The organism is Marinobacterium iners (assembly GCF_017310015.1).
Lineage (GTDB): Bacteria > Pseudomonadota > Gammaproteobacteria > Pseudomonadales > Balneatricaceae > Marinobacterium > Marinobacterium iners.
The window spans coordinates 3,849,419-3,869,463 of the sequence record NZ_CP022297.1 but is presented as its reverse complement, the minus strand read 5'-3'; the positions used below and the strand labels follow the sequence as shown (position 1 = coordinate 3,869,463).

The window sequence follows — 20,045 nt, the reverse complement described above, 5'->3', positions numbered from 1 at the left end:
GGACCCGATAGCTGAAAGGTTATAGATGAAAATAGCAGTTGCAGGCACAGGCTACGTAGGGCTTTCCAATGCGGTATTGCTGGCTCAGCACAACGAGGTAGTGGCGCTGGATATCCTGAGTCATAAGGTGGATCAGCTTAATCGAGGCGAGTCGCCAATCGAGGATGTCGAGATCAGCCAGTACCTGGCCTCCGGCAAGCTGCAATTGCGTGCAACACTGGACAAGCACGAGGCGTATGCCGGTGCCGAGTTTGTCATCATTGCCACGCCCACCGATTACGACCCACAGACCAACTACTTCAACACCCGCAGTGTTGAGGCCGTGGTGCAGGATGTACTGGCGATAAACCCACAGGCGGTGATGGTGATCAAGTCCACGGTGCCGGTGGGCTATACCCGTGAGCTGGCACAGCGTCTGGGCACACACAACCTGATTTTCTCGCCGGAGTTCCTGCGCGAAGGCAAGGCGTTGTATGACAACCTGTATCCTTCACGCATCGTCGTGGGCGAACAGTCCGAGAGAGCCGAGCGCTTTGCAAGCCTGCTCAGGCAAGGCGCGCTGAAGCAGGATGTGTCGGTTCTGTTCACTGACTCCACTGAAGCCGAAGCGATCAAACTGTTTGCCAATACCTATCTGGCGATGCGTGTTGCCTATTTCAACGAGCTTGACAGCTACGCTCAGTCGCATGGCCTGAGTACCCGCCAGATTATTGAAGGTGTTGGACTCGACCCACGTATTGGTAACCACTATAACAATCCTTCTTTTGGCTACGGCGGTTACTGCCTGCCCAAAGATACCAAGCAGTTGTTGGCCAACTATGATCAGGTACCCAACAACCTGATTCGCGCCATCGTGGATTCCAATACCACCCGCAAGGACTTTATCGCCAACTCCGTGATTGCGCGTAACCCGAAAGTGGTGGGAGTCTATCGTTTGGTGATGAAATCCGGCTCGGACAACTTCCGAGCCTCTGCCATACAAGGCGTGATGAAACGGATCAAGGCCAAGGGAATTGAAGTGGTGGTATATGAGCCTGTGTTGGATGAAGACTATTTCTTCAACTCCCGCGTGATTCGTGATCTGAACGAGTTCAAACAGATCAGTGATGTAATTCTGGCCAATCGGCTGGCGGACGAGATTCAGGATTGTGAAGCAAAGGTTTTCACACGAGATCTGTTTGGCAGCGACTCCTGAGGCGATATCATGAAAGTACTGGTCACCGGCAATGCCGGATTTATTGGTTTCCATACCGCGATGAAGCTGCTCCAGCGTGGTGATGAGGTGGTCGGTTTTGACAACGTCAACGACTACTATGACACCGGTCTGAAGGAGGCTCGCCTGAGCTGTCTGGAGCAGACGGCAGCAGATACCGGCTCAACCTACCAGTTTATCCGCGCCAATCTTGCAGATCGTGATGCGGTTGAATCCTGTTTTGCCGAACACCGGTTTGACCGAGTCATTCACCTGGCCGCTCAGGCGGGTGTGCGCTACTCAATTGAAAATCCTCATGCCTATGTGGAAAGCAATCTGGTCGGTTTTGTAAACGTACTGGAGGCGTGCCGACAGCATCAGGTCGGGCATCTGACCTATGCCAGCACCAGCAGTGTCTATGGTGCAAATACCCACATGCCTTTCAGTGAACATGACGGCGTCAACCATCCGGTACAGTTCTATGCGGCTACCAAGCGCTCCAATGAGTTGATGGCGCACAGTTACAGTCACCTGTTTGGCCTGCCCACCACGGGGCTGCGCTTTTTTACGGTATATGGCCCCTGGGGTCGCCCTGATATGGCGCCTCATCTGTTTACCAGCCGTATTCTGGCCGGCGAGCCGATCAAGGTGTTCAATAACGGCAATCACTCGCGTGATTTCACCTATATCGATGACATCGTTGAAGGTGTGGTTCGCGCCAGTGATCAACCGGCCCGTTCAAACCCGGACTGGGACAGCGATCATCCTGATCCGGCCACCAGCAAGGCACCCTTCAGGCTTTACAACATCGGCAACAGTGATGCGGTCAAGCTGGGTGATTTTATCGCTGCAATTGAAACGGCCACCGGCAAGAAAGCGCGCAAGGAAATGTTGCCACTTCAGCCGGGTGATGTGCCTGATACCTTCGCCGACAGCAGTGCGTTGCAGCAGAGTGTTGGTTACAAGCCGGCCACGTCTGTTGACGAGGGGGTGAATCGATTTGTGCAGTGGTATCGGGAGTACTATGCAGTCTGACCAGACCTTGAAAAGTGAAAGTCATCCGGAAGTAGACAGCGCCTGGCAAACGTACAAACGCTTGCTGGTCTATGTGCGTCCGCTTTGGCTGATATTTTTGGTCAGCTTTATCGGTTTTGCCATCTATGGTGCAGGCCAGGCGCTCTCAGCCAAATGGCTTGAAATGGTGGTCGATACAGTACAGCGCAATGACTATGACCAGCGCTGGTTTCTGGCCGCTGCCGTGATGGGGATTTTCATTCTGCGAGGCTTGGGGGCCTTTATTGGCAACTACAGCATCGCTTATGTAGGACGGGAGGTGATCCATCGCCTGCGTACCCAGGTTTTCGAACGCCTGTTGTTGCTGCCTTCTCATTACTACAGCCACAAATCCAGTGGCGAGCTGTTGGCAAAACTGACCTACAACGTCGAGCAGGTAACCGAGGCCGTAACCAATGCAATCAAGGTTCTGTTCCGTGAAGGCCTTACGGTTGCGGGGCTTTTGGGCTACATGTTTTACCTCAACTGGAAGTTGACCCTGATATTCATTGCCGCCGGGCCATTGATCGGATTAGTGGTATCCATGGCTGCCAAGCGGATGCGCAAGTTAAGCCGCCGCATTCAGAAATCGGTGGGTGATATCACCGAGTCGGCCTCCGAATCGATCAAGGGCTATCAGGTGGTGCGCATCTTTGGTGGTGCCGAAGCCGAGCGGGGGCGCTTTGAGCAGGCCAGCCTGCACAACAAGCGTCAGTTCATGAAGCTGGTGGTGACCCAGTCGCTCAATACTCCGATCATTCAGTTGCTGGTCGCGCTGGCATTGTCGGCGCTGCTGTTTCTGGCGATGCACCCGGATGTGATGGGCAGCATGAGCACCGGTGGCTTTGTAGCGTTTCTGACCGCAGCCGGCATGATCACCAAACCGCTGCGCCTGCTTACCGATATCACGTCTATCGTGCAGAAGGGGATCGCCGCAGCAGAAAGTCTGTTTGAAGTGCTGGATGAGCCGGTTGAACAGGATAGTGGCAGCCGCACGCTGGAGCGGATCGGGGATATCGAATTCCGCCACCTGCATTTTGCCTATCCCGGCACGGACAAGGAGGTGCTGCAGGATATTTGCCTGAGCCTGCCGCAGGGGAAAAGTGTTGCTCTGGTGGGGCGTTCCGGCAGCGGCAAGACCACGATGGCCAGCCTGTTGCCACGTTTCAATGATGGCTGGACGGGTGAGTTGCTGGTCAATGGCGAGCCACTGGAATCGTTTACGCTGGATAGCCTGCGTAGCCAGATATCACTGGTGAACCAGAATGTGGTGCTGTTCAACGGCACTATCGCCGAAAATATTGCCTATGGCGCCATGGCCGGTGCCAGTGAGACCGCCATTCTGGCGGCGGCAGAAGCTGCTCACGTAACCGAGTTTGTCGAACGTCTGCCGCAGGGAATTCATACCCGAGTGGGTGAAAATGGTGTGTTGCTCTCCGGCGGTCAACGTCAGCGCATCGCCATCGCCCGCGCCATTTTGAAGGATGCCCCGATTTTGATCCTGGATGAGGCGACATCGGCGCTGGACAGTGAGTCTGAGCGGCACATTCAGGATGCACTGGAAGAGGTGATGCGTGGTCGAACCACGCTGGTGATAGCACACCGCCTGTCCACCATTGAAAAAGCCGACATCATCGTGGTGATGGAGGACGGTCGCATCATTGAACAGGGTTCTCACTCCGAACTGCTGGAGCAGCAGGGGGCCTATTCCAAGTTCCATATTCTGCAGACCGATACGGAGTAGCAGGCATGAAAACCGCGCGGTCGATCTGTTACCGCGGGCTGCTGTGGCTGCTTGCACTGCAGTTGATCAGCTGGGCACTGCTGCCGGGTTTGCTGGTTGAGAGTCTGCCGCTCGATGTGGTGGAGGGTGTCTACTGGGGGCAGGAGTGGCAGTGGGGCTATTACAAGCATCCGCCGCTTCCGGCCTGGATTCTGTACCTGTTTGAGCGCGCCCTGGGTGATGTTGGTCCCTTCCTGCTGAGTCAGCTGTGCATCGGCCTGACTCTGCTCTGTGTCTGGCATCTTGGCTGCCGCACCCTGGATCGGGAACGTGCGGCCTTTGGCGTGTTGGCGCTGCTGGGCGTGTATTTCTTTACCTGGCCCACCATCGAATTCAACCACAATGTGGCACAGATGCCGATCTGGGCGGCGGCAGTGTTGTTTTTTCACCGCGCCATCAGCCAGGATCGCTGGCTGAACTGGCTGCTGCTCGGGTTGGTGTCCGGGCTTGGACTGCTCACCAAGTATTCCTACATCATGCTGCTGGCGCCCATGTTCCTGTGGCTGGTTGTACATCCACCGCTGAGGAAGAAGCTGCTGAAGCCGCAGCTCTGGCTCGGTGTGCTGGTAATGTGGCTGGTTTTTTTGCCGCACCTGCTCTGGCTGGTGGCGCATGATTTTCTGCCGTTCAGCTATGCCGCGGCACGCTCGGCTGCAGCGTCTGCTACCGAATCCCGCTGGCTGGGGCCGCTGAAGTTCCTGCTGGTACAGCTTGTAGACCATCTGCCGTTGCTGCTGTTGCTGTTGATGGCGGGCTTCTGGCGCCGGAGTTGCTGGCAGCGTCCCGTTGAAGGCGCCGCCTTTCTGTTCTGGATCGGGCTGATGCCGGCACTGCTGACGGCGCTGGGGGCCATGATCACAGGGGCTGGCACCCGTGACATGTGGGGCGCGCCCATGTGGAACCTGTCCGGCTTGATACTGGCATCGATAATTCCGCTGGAGGTGCTGCGAGAGCGCTGGAAGCGCCTGCTGTGGGCATTTGCCATTTTCCTGTTGCTGCTGAGCGTATTGATGCTGCTCTTTGTGGGCTTCAAGGATCAGATCCGTGACAAGCCGTCTCGCACCGGTTGGCCGGATCAGGCATTGGCCAACACCCTGCAGCAACACTGGCAGCAGCATACCGACTGTCCGTTGCAGCTGGTGGCCGGTGATTACTGGCTGGCAGAGACAGTGGCGATCAATCTGAGCCCGCGTGCCTCGGCCATTCCGGATGCGGATCTGGCACTTGCGCCCTGGGCGGATCTGGCACGCGTACAACGGCAGGGCGGGTTGCTGATCTGGGAAACGAAAGACAGCCGCTGGCAGTCAGCGCTGCCGGAAGCGGGGCAATGGGATGCCGAGGGTAAATTCAGTCTGCCTTGGCCTCGTTTGCCTGACCGGGCGCCACTGTCGATCAGCTGGAGACTTTGGTTGCCTGAGGCCGATTGCAGCCGATAGACGTTTCCAGCCAGTAAACAACGGCTCAATCCAGTGCAGGTTTTACCGTAAGTGAGCGCTGACTCTGTTCCAGGGCGGCGCCGAAGGCATCACCGGCGAGCCAGTTGTATTCCTGTTGCCGTGCACGGGCCAGTCCGGATTGGCCATCGGTGTGCCCCGGGTGGCACATGATCAACGCACCTTCGGGTAGCGTTTTCAGCCAGTGTTGCAGCATGCGTTCAAAACCGACATCTGGTTGCAGCGAGTACATGCCGGCGAAACTTCGATTGCCGGCAACGGCGTGCTGTCGTCGCTGCCGCTCAAACCCCAGTCCCATCAGTCGCAGCACCAACGCCTTGAAACCCGCGTCATGGCCGCCAATGGGCGGATTGGATACTCTTATCCAGGGGCGTTGCCGCTGATAACGCTGCTGCAGGGTCTGCAGCACAATATTGCGAATGCCCGGAAACATCTGAATGTGCTGGTGGCCGTCGACAAAGTCCGGTGGCCGTCCGGTCAGGGCCTCGAAACGATCCAGCTGTTGGTTCAGCGCCTGATGTACCCTGTCGGTATCCAGCTGTCCCAGCAGGCTCTGCTGCATCAGCTTACCCAGGGGGATGGGATTATCGCCTTCGGTCAGATTGAAGTGCAGGCCCAGCGCGGCGCGGTCATGTCGTGCAATCAAAGCGGCAGCGGCGCCTTCTGTCCAGGCCGGCATGGTGGTCATGCAGCTGGTGGCCGACAGGCGACCAAGGTCGATCAGCTCTAGGATGGCGCGATTGATGCCGTCAGCCAGGCCGAAATCATCGGCACACAGCACAAGTGATCGAGTCATGCGAACGCCCAGAACTTGCCCAGCAGATAGGTCAGCACGGCCACCGTACCCAGTACCAGCAGCATGGCGATATCGTAGCGCATTGGGGTGAGAGTCAGCAGCGCCCAGTACATCGCCTCATTCACCAGAAAGCTGCTGGCCGCGACAGCCGCAAAGCGCGGCAGTGTCTGTCGGTGTGAGCGGTCACTTGCGCGAAAGGTCAGGTGGCGATGGCCAAAGTAGCTGACATTGAATGCCACCAGAAAGGCGATCACGTTGGCGATCAGCGGGTGCAGGCCGGCCAGAGGGACCAATGCAATTACTACCAACCAGTGTACCAGCAGGGCACTGACCCCGACCGCGATAAAACTCAGGGCTTCACGCGTCATCGCTGTTATCCCGAGTTTCGGCACGGTCGCGGAAGGAAACCTGACGCCCAACCAGATACAGCGGACGCGCCTTCACTTCAGAGAAGATGCGGGCAATGTACTCGCCCAGAATCCCCACCGAAAACAGCTGAATACCGCCAAGAAAAGCGATTCCTGCCGCGATGGTGGGCCAGCCGGGTACGTCTGAACCGAAAATCAGTGTGCGCAGCACGATAATGAACGCATACAAGACTGACAGCACCGAGACCCCGGCTCCGATCAACATCCAGATGCGCAGCGGCGCACTGCTGAAGCTGGTGAAGCCGGTCAGGGCCAGGGACGACAAGTGACGCAGGCGGAAGTTGGTGCTGCCACCCATGCGCGGTGCGACTTGAAAGGTCACCGCCTTGCTGGGAAAGCCGACCCAGGCATACAACCCCTTCATCATGCGCGAGCGCTCGGGCAGTTGGCGCAACGCCTGCACCACCTTGCGATCGAGCAGGCGAAAATCACCGGCATCCGGGTGGATGTCGATCTCGGCACTGCGGCTGAGGATTTTGTAAAACAGATTGGTCAGATGACGTTTGGCATGGGACTCGTCCGAGCGGTCTTCACGCACGCCATAGACCATCTCCCAGCCCTGGTGCCAGTGATGAAAGAACTGATCGACCACGGCAAGCGGATGCTGACCATCGGAGTCCATAAGCAGAACAACGTCACCATCGGCATGGTCGATCCCTGCACTGAGCGCTGCCTCCTTGCCGAAATTGCGTGACAGCTGCAGCAGCGTGACGGGATATTCATGGGTCAGGGCACTGACCAGGGCAGCAGTATCATCCTGACTGCCATCGTCGACCACCAGCAGCTCAATCTCATCGGAGAATTTCTGCAGGTACTGGCTCAACTCCGGGATCAAGTGACGCAGGTTTTCCGCCTCATTGAAGGCCGGCAGTATGCAGGTCAGACTTGGTCGCTTCGGCCGAGAGTCGGCCTCGGGCAGATGTTGAGTGTTATCCATATTCAGATCCGCTGAACGGTGGCAGTTGCCTGCATTGTCCCCGATATGCGCCGGCTGTTCCAGCGTTCGGCTGTATGCTCCGGCAGTGTTACACTGCAGGCTTTATTCAACCATGTATCGGCGCCCATGCGACAGCTCTACACTCTCCTGTTCTACCTGCTGCTGCCCATCCTGCTGCTGCGCCTCTGGTGGCGTGGTCGCAAGGCACCCGGGTATCGACAAAACTGGTGTCAGCGGCTGGGGCTTGGGCCTGCCGTCGGCCAGCCGGTGATCTGGATCCACGCCGTATCAGTGGGTGAAACGGTGGCGATTGCGCCCCTGGTGAACCGCCTGCTGGCGCGTTATCCACAGCATCGGCTGTTGATCACCAATATGACACCCACCGGTGCGGCTCAGGTGCGCACGCTGTTCGGTGATCGAGTTGAACAGCGCTTCTGTCCCTGGGACCTGCCGCTGGCGCTGCGGGCTTTTTTGCGTCGAACTCATCCCGAGCTGTGCATCATTGTTGAAACCGAACTCTGGCCCAATCTGGTCAACCAATGTGCCCGCGCCGGTGTGTCGGTGCTGCTGGCCAATGCGCGACTGTCGGCGCGCTCGGCGCGTGGCTATCAGCGCTTTTCAGCTCTGGCAAAACCGATGCTGCAGCAGCTGAGCCTGATCGCCGCACAGGGGCAGACGGATGCGGATCGTTTTGTTGCGCTGGGCATGCCACCTGAACGAGTCGATGTGACCGGCAGTATCAAGTTCGATCTCGAGCCTGACGCCGGGCAAGTTGCGTCGGGGCGCACGTTGCGGGAACAGCTGGGCCTTGAGCGCCCGGTGCTGATCGCCGCCAGTACCCATCAGGGCGAGGACGAGATTCTGCTGCAGGCCTGGCAGCAACTCAAGGCGGTGCATCCCGAGCTGGCGCTGATCCTGGTGCCTCGTCACCCGGAACGCTTCGATGCCGTGGCGGAATTATGCTGTGGCTACAGCGACAGGCTGGTGCGGCGCAGTCGCGGCGAGCAGCCGGACGAACATACCGAATTGTATCTGGGCGACAGCATGGGCGAGCTGATGCTGTTCTACGCGGTGGCGGATATCGCCTTCGTCGGCGGCAGCTTCAGCGGTACCGGCGGGCATAATCCGCTGGAGCCGGCGGCACTGGGGCTGCCGGTGGTGATGGGACCGGACTGTTTCAACTTCCAGAGCATTACCGATGCGCTGAAGGAAGCGGGTGGACTGGTGAGGGTCACCGATGCGACTGGGTTGAAGGCGCAGCTGTCAGTCTGGCTTAAAGACGCGGACCAGCGGCGTGACGCAGGGCAGCAGGCGGCGGTCTTTGTCGCCGCCAATCGAGGCGCGCTGGATCGGCTGGAGCAGGCGGTATCACGCCTGCTCACTCAGGGCTGAAGGGCAGTGACCCGTTGAATCGGGTGGGGCGCTGGTGCCGGGTTCGCCCCGTCCCGCCCCTCAACTGAATCAAATTTCACTGAAAATCAGATGCCCTGAAAATCGAAGCTTTCACCTGCCTGTTCGGCAAAGGCGGCTGTCAGCACTTCGGTCAGGCTGGCGCCATCGGTATCACGCAGCCACTGTTCGCCATCATGATCAAAATGGAAGCCGCCATTGCGGGTGGCAACCCAGAGCTGTTTCACCGGTGGCTGGCGGGTAAAGATGATCTGGCTGCCGTTTTCGCATTTCACCGTCATCATGCCGCCCTGGCTTTCATAATCCAGATCGCTCTCGGCGTCGTCCAGGATCTCTTCGATCCGTTCCAGTGTTGCATCCACTCGGCTCATGAATTCGGATTCGGTCATTGGGTCACTCTCTGCAGGTGTGTATGGGCGATGAGTATAACTCAGCCTGCAGCGGTACTCAGCCCCCGTGGCTAAGGGTATAATTGTCGGTTAAACACTGCCCCTAGTGGGTGGTCAACCGATTAAAAAGGGATTGATGATGCTGAAACGCTGCTGGCCCGCACTCCTGCTGGGCGCTCTGCTGCTGTCGGGATGTGGTCAGAAGGGCCCGCTCTATCTGCCGGACGAGACGGCGGCTCACCACATCAGTCACAACGAGAGTGTCCATGGATAACTTTGAATACCGCAACGGCCGCCTGCATGCCGAAGAAGTGGCTCTGAGCCGCATCGCTGAAGAGTTCGGCACCCCCACCTACGTCTACTCCCGCGATGCGTTGGAGCGGGCCTATCTGGATTACGCCCAGGCACTTGAGGGGCGTGATGCGTTGGTGTGCTACGCCGTCAAGGCCAACTCCAACCTGGCGGTGCTGAACGTACTGGCGCGCCTGGGGGCCGGTTTCGATATCGTCTCTGCCGGCGAGCTGGAGCGCGTACTGCGTGCCGGTGGCGATCCGCGCAAGGTGGTGTTCTCCGGTGTCGGCAAGCAGCCCGCCGAGATTCGTCGTGCGCTTGAGGTCGGTATTCTCTGCTTCAACATCGAATCCGATGCCGAGCTGGATCGGGTCAATGCGGTGGCCGGGGAGATGGGCGTCAAGGCTCCGGTCTCCTTCCGCGTCAATCCGGATGTGGATGCGGGCACACATCCCTACATATCGACAGGCCTGAAAGAGAACAAGTTTGGCATCGATATCGATACGGCCGCTGATGTCTATCGCCGCGCTGCAGCGCTGGAGCATGTGGACGTGGTGGGTATGGATTGCCACATCGGCAGCCAGCTGACCGACGTCAGCCCCTTCCTTGATGCCATCGATCGCCTGTTGGCGCTGCTGGATACATTGGCGAAGGAAGGAATTCATATCCACCATCTGGATCTTGGGGGCGGGCTTGGGGTTTGCTATACCAATGAAACACCGCCGGCACCGGGTGAATACATTGCTGCAATACTGCAAAAGCTTGCAGGGCGTGATTACAAACTGATCTTCGAGCCGGGTCGTTCCATCGCTGCCAATGCCGGTGTCATGCTGACAAGGGTCGAATTCCTCAAGCAGACCGGTGACAAGAATTTTGCCATCATTGATGGTGCCATGAATGACCTGATCCGCCCGTCTCTGTACGGTGCCTATCAAGAGATCATTCCGGTCGAGCTGCGTGAAGAGGGCGAAAGCAAGCACTGGGATCTGGTGGGCCCCGTGTGTGAAACCGGTGACTTCCTCGGCAAGGATCGTCAGCTGAACCTGCAGCCAGGTGATCTTTTGGCGGTATGTTCCGCGGGCGCCTACGGTTTTGTGATGGCGTCCAACTACAATACGCGCCCGCGCCCGGCGGAGGTGATGGTGGATGACAATCAGGCCTGCCTGGTCCGTGCGCGCGAAACGCTTAATGATCTGATGCGCGGCGAACAGCTGTTGCCTGAAGCCTGACGGAGTCTAAGCATCATGCTGGTTCGCTTTACCAAAATGCACGGCTTGGGTAACGATTTCATGGTGATCGATGCGCTGTCACAGCGGGTTCGTCTGACACCCAAAATCGTGCGCAAACTCGCCGATCGCCATACCGGCATCGGCTTCGATCAGCTGCTGCTGGTGGAGCCGCCAAGCCGACCGGACATGGACTTCCGTTACCGCATTTACAATGCAGACGGTTCCGAGGTGGAACACTGCGGTAATGGCGCTCGTTGTTTCGGTCGTTTCGTGCGCGAGCGTCGGCTCACCGTGAAGGACGAAATCCATGTGGAGACGGCTCGCGGTCAGGCCATTCTGTATCTGCTGCCTGACCGTCAGGTGGATGTGGACATGGGTGTACCCGAGCTGCGTCCCGCCGAGGTGCCGTTCAGCGCCGAGCAGCAGGCGGTTGTCTATCCAGTTGGGGTTGATGGCGAGACGATTGAATTGAGCGTTGTCTCCATGGGGAACCCCCATGGTGTGCTGTTGGTGGATGATGTGGATACGGCGGCGGTGGAAACGCTGGGGCCGGCACTTGAAGCCCATCCGCGGTTCCCGAAAAAGGCCAATATCGGTTTCATGCAGGTGATCAATCGGGGCGAGATTCGCCTGCGCGTGTATGAGCGTGGCGCCGGGGAAACATTGGCCTGTGGTACGGGGGCCTGTGCCGCTGTGGTGGCTGGGCGTTTGCGTGGGCTGCTCGATGAAGAGGTATTGGTACACCTGCCTGGTGGTGAGCTTCGCATCCGCTGGCCGGGTGAAGGCTCGTCATTGCGCATGACCGGCCCGGCAGCAACCGTTTACGAAGGACAGATCTACTTATGAATGATGCAAGCAATGTGCTGGAGGCACCCACGCTGAGCGCCGAACAGGTCGCTGACTATCTGGCGAGTCATCCGGATTTCTTTACCGAACACACCTGGCTGCTGGAAAAGCTCTATGTCCCGCATCAGCGTGGGACGACGGTGTCTCTGGTGGAACGCCAGACCTCGTTGCTGCGTGAGCGCAACCAGCTGTTGCACGGTCATCTTGCCGATATGATCGATGCTGCACGTCACAACGATGTGCAGTTCGAGAAGACCAAGCGCATGGTGCTGGCGCTGCTGGAGGCCTGGACCCTGGATGATGTGGCTGTGGCGGTTGAAGAGAGTCTGTGCCACGATTTCTATGGTGATGAAACCGCACTGCTGCTGTTCAGTGAGCGTTCGCTGGAGAGCAACAGCATCCGTACCCTGGCACGAGCCGAAGACTCGCTGGTGCAGCCGCTGATCGAGACCAATCTGCCCAGCTGCGGTCAGCTGTCGGAGGCGATGAACCGTTTCCTGTTTCAGGACCGCGCGGTCAAGGTACAGTCTGCGGCAGTGGTACCGCTGGTTAAGGGTGATACCCTCGGCCTGCTGGCGATCGGAAGTTATGATCCCAATTACTTCCAGAGCAGTCAGGGTACCCTGTTTCTGAGTTATGTGGGGGAGGTCCTCAGCCGCATCATCTTTCGCATTCTTCAGGAACAGCGGGGCTGACATGGCGGCTCCGGGCGTACATGACTGGCCCGATACCTTTCTGCACTACCTGCGGGTGGAGCGTCAGCTCTCCCCGCACACCCTCAAGAATTACCGTCGCGACCTTGAAACCCTCCATGCCGAGCTGAGCCGCACCCACCACGAGTGCTGGGACCAGCTGACCGAGTCGGTGCTGCGCCGCGCCATTGCAGGATTGCATGGTCAGGGCCTGTCAGGCCGCAGCCTGCAGCGACTGCTGTCGGCAACCCGCAGCTTCTACCGTTTTCTGGCGCGTGAAGGTTGGGTACAGAGTAATCCGGCACTGGCTGTGCAGGCCCCTCGGGCAGGACGTCGTCTGCCGCAGACACTGGATACCGAACAGGTATCGGCACTGCTGGAGGTGGAAGGGGACGAACCGCTGGATATTCGCGATCGAGCCATGATGGAATTGATCTATTCGTCCGGCTTGCGTGTATCTGAACTGGTTAGCCTGAACATGCGCGATATCGATTTGGCTGATGCCAGCCTTGTGGTAACGGGCAAGGGTAACAAGATGCGCCAGCTTCCGATTGGTCGATTGGCGGTACAGGCGATACGCCAATGGCTGGGGGTGAGGCAGGGGCTGGCCGCGCCGGATGAAACGGCACTGTTTACAGGCCAGCGAGGCAAGCGCTTGACTACACGTGCGGTAGAGCAACGCCTGCGCAAGCGCGGTGAACAACAGGGCACGCAGGGGCGGGTCTATCCGCACCGTCTGCGTCACAGTTTTGCCAGTCACCTGCTGGAATCCAGCGGTGACCTGCGTGCGGTGCAGGAGCTGCTCGGGCATGCCAATATCAGCACCACCCAGATCTACACTCATCTCGACTTCCAGCATCTGATGGAGGTCTACGAACAGGCCCACCCGCGGGCAAGGCAGAAAACGGATGATTAAGTGCGTAACCTTCGACCTGGACGATACCCTCTGGGCGGTCGACCCGGTGATCCATCAGGCAAACCGTGAGCTCTGGGATTGGCTGGAACAGAATGCGCCGCTGTTTACTCAAAACCATGTGCTGGCCGATCTGGCCGAAGGTTCGGCCATGCGTCAGCGATTGCTGCAGCAGGAGCCGGATATTGCGCACAGCATGACTCAGGTGCGCCTGCGCCTGCTGGAACAGGGGTGCCTGAGTGCCGGTTATTCTGATGATCAGGCTCGGCAGGTGGCGGCAGCGGCCTTTGATGTGTTTATCCGTGCCCGCCATCAGGTTGAACTGTTTGAGCACGCCCAGGCGATGCTGGAACAACTGCGCAGGGATGGTTATGTGATCGGTGCGCTGAGCAACGGTAATGCCGATGTAGGTCAGACACTGATCGGCAGTTTGTTTGATTTCCAGTACAACGCCGATGGGGTCGGTTCGGCCAAGCCGCACCCAGGCATGTTCGATAAAGCGCTGGAACATACCGGGTTGCGGCCGGAGCAGGTGGTACATGTGGGTGATCACCCGATCAATGATGTGCAGGCGGCTCGGCAGGTAGGCATGTGGACAATTTGGGTGAATCTGCCAGGGCAAAACTGGCCACAGCCGGCTCGTGCGGATGCGTGTGTCAGCTGTCTGTCGAAGATTCCCTTTGAGGTGCAGCGGCTTGCGTCACAGGGCGAGAGCCGAGTGACGCTCTGAAACCGTTCAGGTGCGGAAGCGGGAAACGGCCGTCTTCAGCTCGCTGGCTTGCTCAGCCACCAAGTGACTGGCATCCGCATTCTGCCCCACCTGATCATTGGCTGCTGCCATAATGCCGCGGATATACTCAATGTTGCGTGTGATCTCGGCAGCCACCGCGGCCTGCTCCTCGGTGGCCGAGGCCACTTGAGTGGTCATGTCGACGATGCTGGCAGCGCCCGTAGTGATGGTATCCAGGGCGTCAATGGTGGCACTGGCTTCTGCTGCACTCTGCTCACTGTTGCTGACGCTTTCCTGCATTAACCGGCTGACGTTGTGGGTCTGCTCCTGCAGGCTGCGAATGCGCCTCTCAATGTCAGCGGCAGACTGCTGTGAGCGGGATGCAAGGGTGCGCACCTCATCGGCAACGACTGCAAAGCCACGGCCCTGCTCACCGGCCCGCGCTGCCTCAATGGAGGCGTTCAGCGCCAGCAGGTTGGTCTGCTCGGCAATATCCTTGATCACATCCAGCATGGTGCCGATGCTGTCGCTTTCGCAGCGCAGCTGATCGACGACGCCTGCGGTTTCACGTGCCTTTTCGGCCATCAGTTGCAGGGCACTGATGTTGCCGCGCACACGGATGGCACTGTCGCTGGCATCCTGTTGTGCCCGCGAGGCGGTTGCAGCCGTGTTTTCGGTGTTGCCGGCTATCTCCTGCATGGAGCTTTCCATTTCCTGTACGGCGGCGGCAACCTGCAGTACCTGTGCCTGCTGCTGGTTAAGTCCTGTCGAGGTGTCCCGGGTTGTCGCGGACAGTTGTTCGGCCGCCGTGGCCAGTTGCCCAGAGGTTCCGGCGACTCGTGCGATCAGTGCGCGGAAGCTGTCCATCATGCTGTTGAAATCCTGCGCCATCCGACCGACTTCGTCCTTGCCATCGGAGGCTATTCTCAATGTCAGGTCGTGCTCGTCACTGGCCCGCTTCATCGTGGCGGCCAACGTATTGATGGGACGCAGGATGCTGCGCCCCAACATTAGCGCCGGAATCACTGTCGCCAGGATGGCCAGTGTCATGGCAATCAATGCGGTGGTCATCAAGCGTTGCTGTTCACGCTCCATACGATGGTTGAGATGCTCTTCAAGTTTGATCTGCAGCTCATCGGTGCTTTTGACCGCTTGGCGCATCTGGCCCATCAGGCCGCTATCTACGGTCAAGCCCAGCTGGACGTAGGCATCGACCAGACGCTGAAACTGGTCACGGTACTGCACCAATAGTGGTTCCATGGAAGCACGCTGAGACGGCGGCATTAGCCGATCGATCTGTTGGTTGAACAGAGAGATTTCTTTCAGGAAACGATCAAGATATTTGGTGTCCAAACGTAGAAGAAAGTCCTTCTCATGGCGACGCAGCATCAGCAGGGTGCTGAGCAGTTCGCTGTTGTCAGCTGATCGGATTTCATCTTCAACAGCATGAATTGCCCCCCGAAGCTGACCGAGAAGGCCGGATTTTTCGTCCAGTCCTATTTCGGTTCGCAGCTCGCTGACCGCGGCGAAAGAGCGGTCGTAAATCTGCATGCGATTGGCGAGTGTGTCGAGTTTATCCTGCAGCTCCGGTTCTGGCAGCAATTGTCTCAACTGACTCAGTTGGGTTTTGAACTCACTGTAGGTGTTGCTGAAGTGCTCAAGATAGCGTGCGTCGTGTCGTGCTAGAAAATCCTTCTCGTAGCGTCGCAGATCCTGTTTGCGAGCCTCCACATGGGCCAGAGTCTCACTGATCAGTACAAGGTCACGGTATTGCCCCAATGTGTGGAAAATGATCGCGCCCATGCCGATAAAGCCAATCAGTATGAGTGCGATCAGGGTGCCCAATTTCTTTTTTATGGTCATATGCGCGGATTTCCAGTGTCAGGTGACAGGACTAACGCAGGGGGCAGTGTATTAGCGCAATCCTCAGTTCAGAAACAGGGACAGCAGGTCATTCAGGAACAGGCGTCCCAGGGGGGTTGGTGCCAGCCGGGTTGTGTCATTGATCAGAAGTTCGCGTTGCCGTGCCTGCTGTAACAGGGTCTCAACTGAAGACAGGCTAACGCCTGTTCGTGTTTTGAACAAGTCTGAAGATACTCCTTCGCTCAAGCGCAGGGCATTGAGCATAAACTCGAAGGGGCGGTCCTCCAGTGCAATGGGCTCGTTGCCCGCCAGACGGCGTGCCGGGTCGAGATAGGCCTTGGGCTGTCGCTGCTTGTGGCGGCGTTGAATCTGCAGCTGGCCCGTGGCATCGAAACGGCTGGTTTTTCCGTGGGCTCCGGCACCGATACCGATGTAGTCACCAAACTGCCAGTAATTCAGGTTGTGTCGAGCCTGCTGTCCAGGCCGAGCGTAGGCTGAGATCTCATACTGCCGGTAGCCGGTCTTTTCCAGTAGTGCCTGCCCCTGCTCCTGAATCTCCCACAGCGCTTCATCCAGTGGCAGGCTCGGTGGGCGGGCGTGAAACTCGGTATTGGGTTCGATGGTCAGCTGATACCAGGACAGGTGACCGGGGTTAATCTCCAGTGCCTGCTGCAGATCATCCATGGCTTCGGCCGGTGTCTGCTCCGGTAGTCCATGCATCAGATCCAGATTGACCCGCGGAAAAATTTCCACTGCGGCACGAGCCGCGGCAAGGGCCTCGATCGGATTGTGAATGCGTCCGAGGCGCTGCAGATGCTCGGCATTGAAGCTTTGCACGCCGATGGAAAGGCGGTTGACGCCAGCGTTCCGGAAACCCTCAAAGCGGGCCAGTTCAAAGGTGCCGGGGTTGGCTTCCAGAGTGATCTCGATATCGTCGGCAAACGGTATTCGGGCAGCAACACCCTGCAGGATCTGTCCGATGGCCTGTGCGCTGAACAGGCTGGGTGTACCGCCACCGATGAAGATGGACTGCAAGGGTCGCCCCTGTATCAGCGACAGTTCGCTGTCCAGATCATCCATCAGGGCCTGTACATAGGTGTCTTCCGGCAGTTGCTCCGGAGCGGCATGGGAATTGAAATCACAATAGGGACATTTGCGTACACACCAGGGGATGTGTATGTAGAGCGACAGAGGCGGCAGGCTCATGCGTGCTTGAGCCAGGGGCCGATCTGTTCGATGAACTGGCGCACCGCTTTGCCGCGGTGGCTGTATTTCTGTTTCTGCTCCGAGCTGAGCTCGGCGCTGGCGCAGTTGAGTTCGGGAACGAAAAACAGCGGGTCATAGCCGAAACCATTATGACCGCGTGGAGTATCCAGAATGACACCTTCCCAGCTTCCTTGACAGATCAGAGGGGTCGGGTCCTCTGCGTGACGCATGAACACCAGCACGCATTGGAAGCGGGCACTGCGCTGCTCGGCGGGCACTTGTTCAAGCGCCTGCAGCAGCTTACGGTTGTTCTCGTCATCGCCGCAGCCGGCGCCGGCGTAGCGCGCCGAGTAGATCCCCGGTGCACCATTCAGCGCATCCACTTCCAGCCCTGAGTCATCAGAGAGTGCCGGCAGGCCGGTAACCCGAGCGGCATGTCGTGCCTTGATGATGGCGTTCTCTACGAAACTGAGGCCTGTCTCATCGGCATCCTGCACCGCAAAGTCGGACTGGGGCATTACGTCGATCTGCAGCGGTGCAAAGATTTCGTTGAACTCTTTCAACTTGCCGCGATTACCGCTGGCCAGCACGATTTTGTTGATCATGTACTCATTCAATCCGTGTAAAAGGTCTGTTCAAATTCAATATTGTAGGGAGACTCATTCGGATCAGGCTGTACTTCCAGGCTGATTTTGAGACGCTCTTCCTCAGTAAAGCGGAAACTGCCGATGTAATACAGCGCATTGCCTTCGTCGATCTTCTGAAATTCCATCTGTTGAGCCTGCCCCAGTAGATTGGCGGCCTGCCCGTTCACGATAGCGGTGACCGGTGTCTTGCTGCCATCCTCCTCAAACTTCAGTACCGACACATTCACCAAAGCGCGGTATTTGCTTCGGGTAATATTGTTGAGCTGCGCCACTTCAGGGGTGATGAAGCTGGAGTTGAAGGCGTTGTAATGAATTTCATAACGGCCATCAGAGATCATCTGTTCCGCCAGAGCCGTCGTGCTCAGCAGCAGTGTGCTGCTCAATAGCAGCCGGGTCAGGTGGGTGGTAATCAGGTTCATGTCAGGCCTCCTGTCAGCGGGTAATGCGGTAGATGGCGATTTCGCCCAGCATGTTGGGCCACAGCTTGATCCACCAGCGATGGCGATGGGCGTGGTCAACCACGGTCCGCTCCAGGATTTCGATATTGCGGTCAACACACAGTTGCTCGAAATCCTTGAAAGTACAGAAATGAATGTTCGGTGTGTTGTACCAAGTGTAGGGCAGAAACTTTGAAACCGGCATCTTGCCCCTGAAGGTAAGATAGCCACGCGCACGCCAGTGTGCAAAGTTGGGGAAGGTTACAATGCACTCGCGTCCTATACGCAGCATCTCGTCGATGATGAGATCCGGGCGGTGCATGCTCTGCAATGCCTGGGTCATGATTACGTAGTCGAAACTGTTGTTGCGAATGCTGGTCAGGCCATCGTCGATATCCTTCTCGATCACGCTGACGCCGCGCTCGACACAGGTGGTCAGATTGTCGTGGTCGATCTCAAGGCCGTAGCCACTGACCTGTTTGTGCTGCACGAGGTGCGCCAGCAGCTCACCATCACCGCAGCCCAGGTCAAGCACCCGTGAGCCGGGCTGAATCCACTCGTCAATAATTTCCAGATCAGCGCGCATTCAGTTCTCCTTCGGCCGGTGTCAGACTGTTGGCGATGCGGTTCATGTAGCCACCGAACACCTCCATGTAGCGCGGAATCGGAATCAGGAAGGCGTCGTGCCCCTGTGGTGCGTCAATTTCGGCATAACTGACCGGCTTGCCGGCGGCGATAAGACCATCCACCAGCTCACGTGAGCGCTCTGGTGAAAAGCGCCAGTCGGTGGTAAAGGAAACCACCAGGTAGTTGCAGCGGGCCGGTGCCAGGGCCGCGGCCAGGTTGTCACCCTGTTCACCGGCTGGATCGAAGTAGTCCAGCGCCTTGGTCATCAACAGATAGGTGTTGGCATCGAAGGAGGATGAAAATCGCTCGCCCTGATATTGCAGGTATGACTCCACTTCAAACTGCGGGTTGAAGTCGAAACTGAGCTTACCGTCTTTCAGTTCACGGCCAAATTTTTCACGCATGCCATCGTCCGACAGATAGGTGATATGGCCCACCATGCGAGCCAGCATCAGCCCGGTACGCGGCACAACGCCTTCCTCATAATAGTGGCCGTTATGGAACTCCGGGTCCTTGCTGATGGCCTGCCGGGCAACCTCGTTGAACGCGATGTTCTGGGCACTCAATTTGGCAGCCGAAGCGATCACGACGCAGTGGCGCAGTCGCTCGGGGTAACTGATCGACCACTGCAGGGCCTGCATGCCACCCAAGCTGCCGCCGACCACAGCGGCCCACTGAGTGATGCCGAGCCGGTCCGCCAGCCGTGCCTGACTGTTGACCCAATCCAGAACCGTCATGATCGGGAAATCGGGGCCATAGGGTTTGCCGGTGTCAGGGTTGAGGCTGTTCGGGCCGGTGGAGCCGTGGCAGCCACCCAGGTTGTTAAGGCTGACCACAAAAAAACGGTTGGTGTCGATGGTTTTGCCGGGGCCAATGGCCGAATCCCACCAGCCGGGCTTGCGTTCATCCATGTCGTGGTAGCCGGCGGCATGGTGGTGGCCGGACAAGGCATGGCAGATCAGCACGGCGTTGGATGCATCGGCATTGAGTTCACCGTAGGTTTCCACCATCAGGTCCCACCGTTCAAGGCTGCGGCCGCAGCTCAGCGCCAGTGGCTGATCGAAATGGATTTTCCGAGGTGTAACCAGACCAACGGAATCTTCAGGGATTACAGCGGGCATT

The 20,045-nt window shown here is 58.1% G+C and carries 21 protein-coding genes; 11 read left to right on the top strand and 10 right to left on the bottom strand.

Going from position 1 to position 20,045, the window contains the following annotated elements; all coding sequences use genetic code 11:
• Positions 1 to 25 precede the first annotated feature (25 nt).
• Genes CFI10_RS18215 through CFI10_RS18200 form a run of 4 tightly spaced genes read left to right on the top strand, consistent with a single transcriptional unit; the run spans position 26 to position 5,464 of the window.
• Positions 26 to 1,195, top strand: a complete 1,170-nt coding sequence (locus CFI10_RS18215; protein WP_206837376.1) for a nucleotide sugar dehydrogenase — start codon at positions 26 to 28, stop codon at positions 1,193 to 1,195.
• Positions 1,196 to 1,204: 9 nt separating this feature from the next.
• Positions 1,205 to 2,227 (top strand): NAD-dependent epimerase, encoded by a 1,023-nt coding sequence (locus tag CFI10_RS18210; protein ID WP_206837373.1) that lies wholly within the window; start codon positions 1,205 to 1,207, stop codon positions 2,225 to 2,227.
• Entirely contained in the window at positions 2,217 to 3,989 is a 1,773-nt protein-coding gene (gene msbA, locus CFI10_RS18205) for a lipid A export permease/ATP-binding protein MsbA (RefSeq protein ID WP_206837371.1), read from the top strand. Before CFI10_RS18210 ends, msbA begins: the two co-directional genes overlap by 11 nt.
• Before the next feature lie 5 nt (positions 3,990 to 3,994).
• Positions 3,995 to 5,464, top strand: coding sequence for a glycosyltransferase family 39 protein (locus CFI10_RS18200; RefSeq protein WP_206837368.1), 1,470 nt, complete (start codon positions 3,995 to 3,997; stop codon positions 5,462 to 5,464).
• Positions 5,465 to 5,489: 25 nt separating this feature from the next.
• Here CFI10_RS18200 and CFI10_RS18195 read toward each other — a convergent pair whose 3' ends face one another.
• Genes CFI10_RS18195 through CFI10_RS18185 form a run of 3 tightly spaced genes read right to left on the bottom strand, consistent with a single transcriptional unit; the run spans position 5,490 to position 7,643 of the window.
• Positions 5,490 to 6,278, bottom strand: coding sequence for a ChbG/HpnK family deacetylase (locus CFI10_RS18195; RefSeq protein WP_206837365.1), 789 nt, complete (start codon positions 6,276 to 6,278; stop codon positions 5,490 to 5,492).
• Entirely contained in the window at positions 6,275 to 6,646 is a 372-nt protein-coding gene (locus CFI10_RS18190) for a GtrA family protein (RefSeq protein ID WP_091825977.1), read from the bottom strand. The genes CFI10_RS18195 and CFI10_RS18190 overlap by 4 nt, the downstream gene beginning before the upstream one ends.
• Positions 6,636 to 7,643, bottom strand: coding sequence for a glycosyltransferase family 2 protein (locus tag CFI10_RS18185; RefSeq protein WP_091825975.1), 1,008 nt, complete (start codon positions 7,641 to 7,643; stop codon positions 6,636 to 6,638). Before CFI10_RS18185 ends, CFI10_RS18190 begins: the two co-directional genes overlap by 11 nt.
• A gap of 126 nt (positions 7,644 to 7,769) precedes the next feature.
• Here CFI10_RS18185 and waaA point away from each other — a divergent pair, with 126 nt between their 5' ends.
• A complete protein-coding gene (waaA, locus tag CFI10_RS18180; RefSeq protein WP_206837361.1) occupies positions 7,770 to 9,035 on the top strand; it encodes a lipid IV(A) 3-deoxy-D-manno-octulosonic acid transferase in 1,266 nt (421 codons plus the stop codon).
• 86 nt (positions 9,036 to 9,121) lie between these two features.
• On the opposite strand, the gene cyaY is transcribed toward waaA, so the two are convergent.
• Positions 9,122 to 9,442, bottom strand: a complete 321-nt coding sequence (gene cyaY / locus CFI10_RS18175; protein WP_206837359.1) for an iron donor protein CyaY — start codon at positions 9,440 to 9,442, stop codon at positions 9,122 to 9,124.
• A 139-nt stretch (positions 9,443 to 9,581) separates the two neighbouring features.
• Here cyaY and lptM point away from each other — a divergent pair, with 139 nt between their 5' ends.
• Genes lptM through CFI10_RS18145 form a run of 6 tightly spaced genes read left to right on the top strand, consistent with a single transcriptional unit; the run spans position 9,582 to position 14,143 of the window.
• Positions 9,582 to 9,716 carry an LPS translocon maturation chaperone LptM gene (gene lptM, locus CFI10_RS18170; RefSeq protein ID WP_206842283.1) on the top strand — a complete coding sequence of 45 codons (135 nt, stop codon included), beginning with the start codon at positions 9,582 to 9,584 and terminating at the stop codon, positions 9,714 to 9,716.
• Positions 9,709 to 10,962 carry a diaminopimelate decarboxylase gene (gene lysA / locus CFI10_RS18165; RefSeq protein ID WP_206837356.1) on the top strand — a complete coding sequence of 418 codons (1,254 nt, stop codon included), beginning with the start codon at positions 9,709 to 9,711 and terminating at the stop codon, positions 10,960 to 10,962. The genes lptM and lysA overlap by 8 nt, the downstream gene beginning before the upstream one ends.
• Before the next feature lie 15 nt (positions 10,963 to 10,977).
• A complete protein-coding gene (gene dapF, locus CFI10_RS18160; protein ID WP_206837355.1) occupies positions 10,978 to 11,808 on the top strand; it encodes a diaminopimelate epimerase in 831 nt (276 codons plus the stop codon).
• Positions 11,805 to 12,503 (top strand): DUF484 family protein, encoded by a 699-nt coding sequence (locus CFI10_RS18155; protein ID WP_091825958.1) that lies wholly within the window; start codon positions 11,805 to 11,807, stop codon positions 12,501 to 12,503. Before dapF ends, CFI10_RS18155 begins: the two co-directional genes overlap by 4 nt.
• Position 12,504: 1 nt before the next feature.
• Complete coding sequence (gene xerC, locus CFI10_RS18150) at positions 12,505 to 13,416, top strand: tyrosine recombinase XerC (RefSeq protein ID WP_206837352.1); 912 nt, start codon at positions 12,505 to 12,507, stop codon at positions 13,414 to 13,416.
• On the top strand, positions 13,409 to 14,143 hold the full coding sequence (locus tag CFI10_RS18145; RefSeq protein ID WP_206837349.1) for an HAD family hydrolase: 735 nt from the start codon (positions 13,409 to 13,411) through the stop codon (positions 14,141 to 14,143). The genes xerC and CFI10_RS18145 overlap by 8 nt, the downstream gene beginning before the upstream one ends.
• A gap of 6 nt (positions 14,144 to 14,149) precedes the next feature.
• On the opposite strand, the gene CFI10_RS18140 is transcribed toward CFI10_RS18145, so the two are convergent.
• From CFI10_RS18140 to metX, 6 genes are all read right to left on the bottom strand, one after another.
• The gene (locus tag CFI10_RS18140) at positions 14,150 to 16,006 is read right to left on the bottom strand and encodes a methyl-accepting chemotaxis protein (RefSeq protein ID WP_206837348.1); all 1,857 of its coding nucleotides are present in this window, start codon (positions 16,004 to 16,006) and stop codon (positions 14,150 to 14,152) included.
• 63 nt (positions 16,007 to 16,069) lie between these two features.
• On the bottom strand, positions 16,070 to 17,212 hold the full coding sequence (gene hemW / locus CFI10_RS18135) for a radical SAM family heme chaperone HemW (RefSeq protein ID WP_242530052.1): 1,143 nt from the start codon (positions 17,210 to 17,212) through the stop codon (positions 16,070 to 16,072).
• Complete coding sequence (locus CFI10_RS18130; protein WP_206837343.1) at positions 17,209 to 17,817, bottom strand: XTP/dITP diphosphatase; 609 nt, start codon at positions 17,815 to 17,817, stop codon at positions 17,209 to 17,211. The genes hemW and CFI10_RS18130 overlap by 4 nt, the downstream gene beginning before the upstream one ends.
• 8 nt (positions 17,818 to 17,825) lie before the next feature.
• Positions 17,826 to 18,278, bottom strand: coding sequence for a DUF4426 domain-containing protein (locus CFI10_RS18125; protein ID WP_206837340.1), 453 nt, complete (start codon positions 18,276 to 18,278; stop codon positions 17,826 to 17,828).
• 13 nt (positions 18,279 to 18,291) lie between these two features.
• Positions 18,292 to 18,882 carry a methionine biosynthesis protein MetW gene (gene metW, locus CFI10_RS18120; protein WP_206837337.1) on the bottom strand — a complete coding sequence of 197 codons (591 nt, stop codon included), beginning with the start codon at positions 18,880 to 18,882 and terminating at the stop codon, positions 18,292 to 18,294.
• Positions 18,872 to 20,044, bottom strand: coding sequence for a homoserine O-succinyltransferase MetX (gene metX / locus CFI10_RS18115; RefSeq protein ID WP_091825939.1), 1,173 nt, complete (start codon positions 20,042 to 20,044; stop codon positions 18,872 to 18,874). Before metX ends, metW begins: the two co-directional genes overlap by 11 nt.
• Position 20,045: the final 1 nt, after the last annotated feature.

Bases quoted from the DNA above. Each gene is read 5' to 3' on its own strand.
- CFI10_RS18215 (WP_206837376.1), top strand. From the start codon at position 26: ATGAAAATAGCAGTTGCAGGCACAGGCTACGTAGGGCTTTCCAATGCG.
- CFI10_RS18210 (WP_206837373.1), top strand. From the start codon at position 1,205: ATGAAAGTACTGGTCACCGGCAATGCCGGATTTATTGGTTTCCATACC.
- msbA (WP_206837371.1), top strand. From the start codon at position 2,217: ATGCAGTCTGACCAGACCTTGAAAAGTGAAAGTCATCCGGAAGTAGAC.
- CFI10_RS18200 (WP_206837368.1), top strand. From the start codon at position 3,995: ATGAAAACCGCGCGGTCGATCTGTTACCGCGGGCTGCTGTGGCTGCTT.
- CFI10_RS18195 (WP_206837365.1), bottom strand. From the start codon at position 6,278: ATGACTCGATCACTTGTGCTGTGTGCCGATGATTTCGGCCTGGCTGAC.
- CFI10_RS18190 (WP_091825977.1), bottom strand. From the start codon at position 6,646: ATGACGCGTGAAGCCCTGAGTTTTATCGCGGTCGGGGTCAGTGCCCTG.
- CFI10_RS18185 (WP_091825975.1), bottom strand. From the start codon at position 7,643: ATGGATAACACTCAACATCTGCCCGAGGCCGACTCTCGGCCGAAGCGA.
- waaA (WP_206837361.1), top strand. From the start codon at position 7,770: ATGCGACAGCTCTACACTCTCCTGTTCTACCTGCTGCTGCCCATCCTG.
- cyaY (WP_206837359.1), bottom strand. From the start codon at position 9,442: ATGACCGAATCCGAATTCATGAGCCGAGTGGATGCAACACTGGAACGG.
- lptM (WP_206842283.1), top strand. From the start codon at position 9,582: ATGCTGAAACGCTGCTGGCCCGCACTCCTGCTGGGCGCTCTGCTGCTG.
- lysA (WP_206837356.1), top strand. From the start codon at position 9,709: ATGGATAACTTTGAATACCGCAACGGCCGCCTGCATGCCGAAGAAGTG.
- dapF (WP_206837355.1), top strand. From the start codon at position 10,978: ATGCTGGTTCGCTTTACCAAAATGCACGGCTTGGGTAACGATTTCATG.
- CFI10_RS18155 (WP_091825958.1), top strand. From the start codon at position 11,805: ATGAATGATGCAAGCAATGTGCTGGAGGCACCCACGCTGAGCGCCGAA.
- xerC (WP_206837352.1), top strand. From the start codon at position 12,505: ATGGCGGCTCCGGGCGTACATGACTGGCCCGATACCTTTCTGCACTAC.
- CFI10_RS18145 (WP_206837349.1), top strand. From the start codon at position 13,409: ATGATTAAGTGCGTAACCTTCGACCTGGACGATACCCTCTGGGCGGTC.
- CFI10_RS18140 (WP_206837348.1), bottom strand. From the start codon at position 16,006: ATGACCATAAAAAAGAAATTGGGCACCCTGATCGCACTCATACTGATT.
- hemW (WP_242530052.1), bottom strand. From the start codon at position 17,212: ATGAGCCTGCCGCCTCTGTCGCTCTACATACACATCCCCTGGTGTGTA.
- CFI10_RS18130 (WP_206837343.1), bottom strand. From the start codon at position 17,817: ATGATCAACAAAATCGTGCTGGCCAGCGGTAATCGCGGCAAGTTGAAA.
- CFI10_RS18125 (WP_206837340.1), bottom strand. From the start codon at position 18,278: ATGAACCTGATTACCACCCACCTGACCCGGCTGCTATTGAGCAGCACA.
- metW (WP_206837337.1), bottom strand. From the start codon at position 18,882: ATGCGCGCTGATCTGGAAATTATTGACGAGTGGATTCAGCCCGGCTCA.
- metX (WP_091825939.1), bottom strand. From the start codon at position 20,044: ATGCCCGCTGTAATCCCTGAAGATTCCGTTGGTCTGGTTACACCTCGG.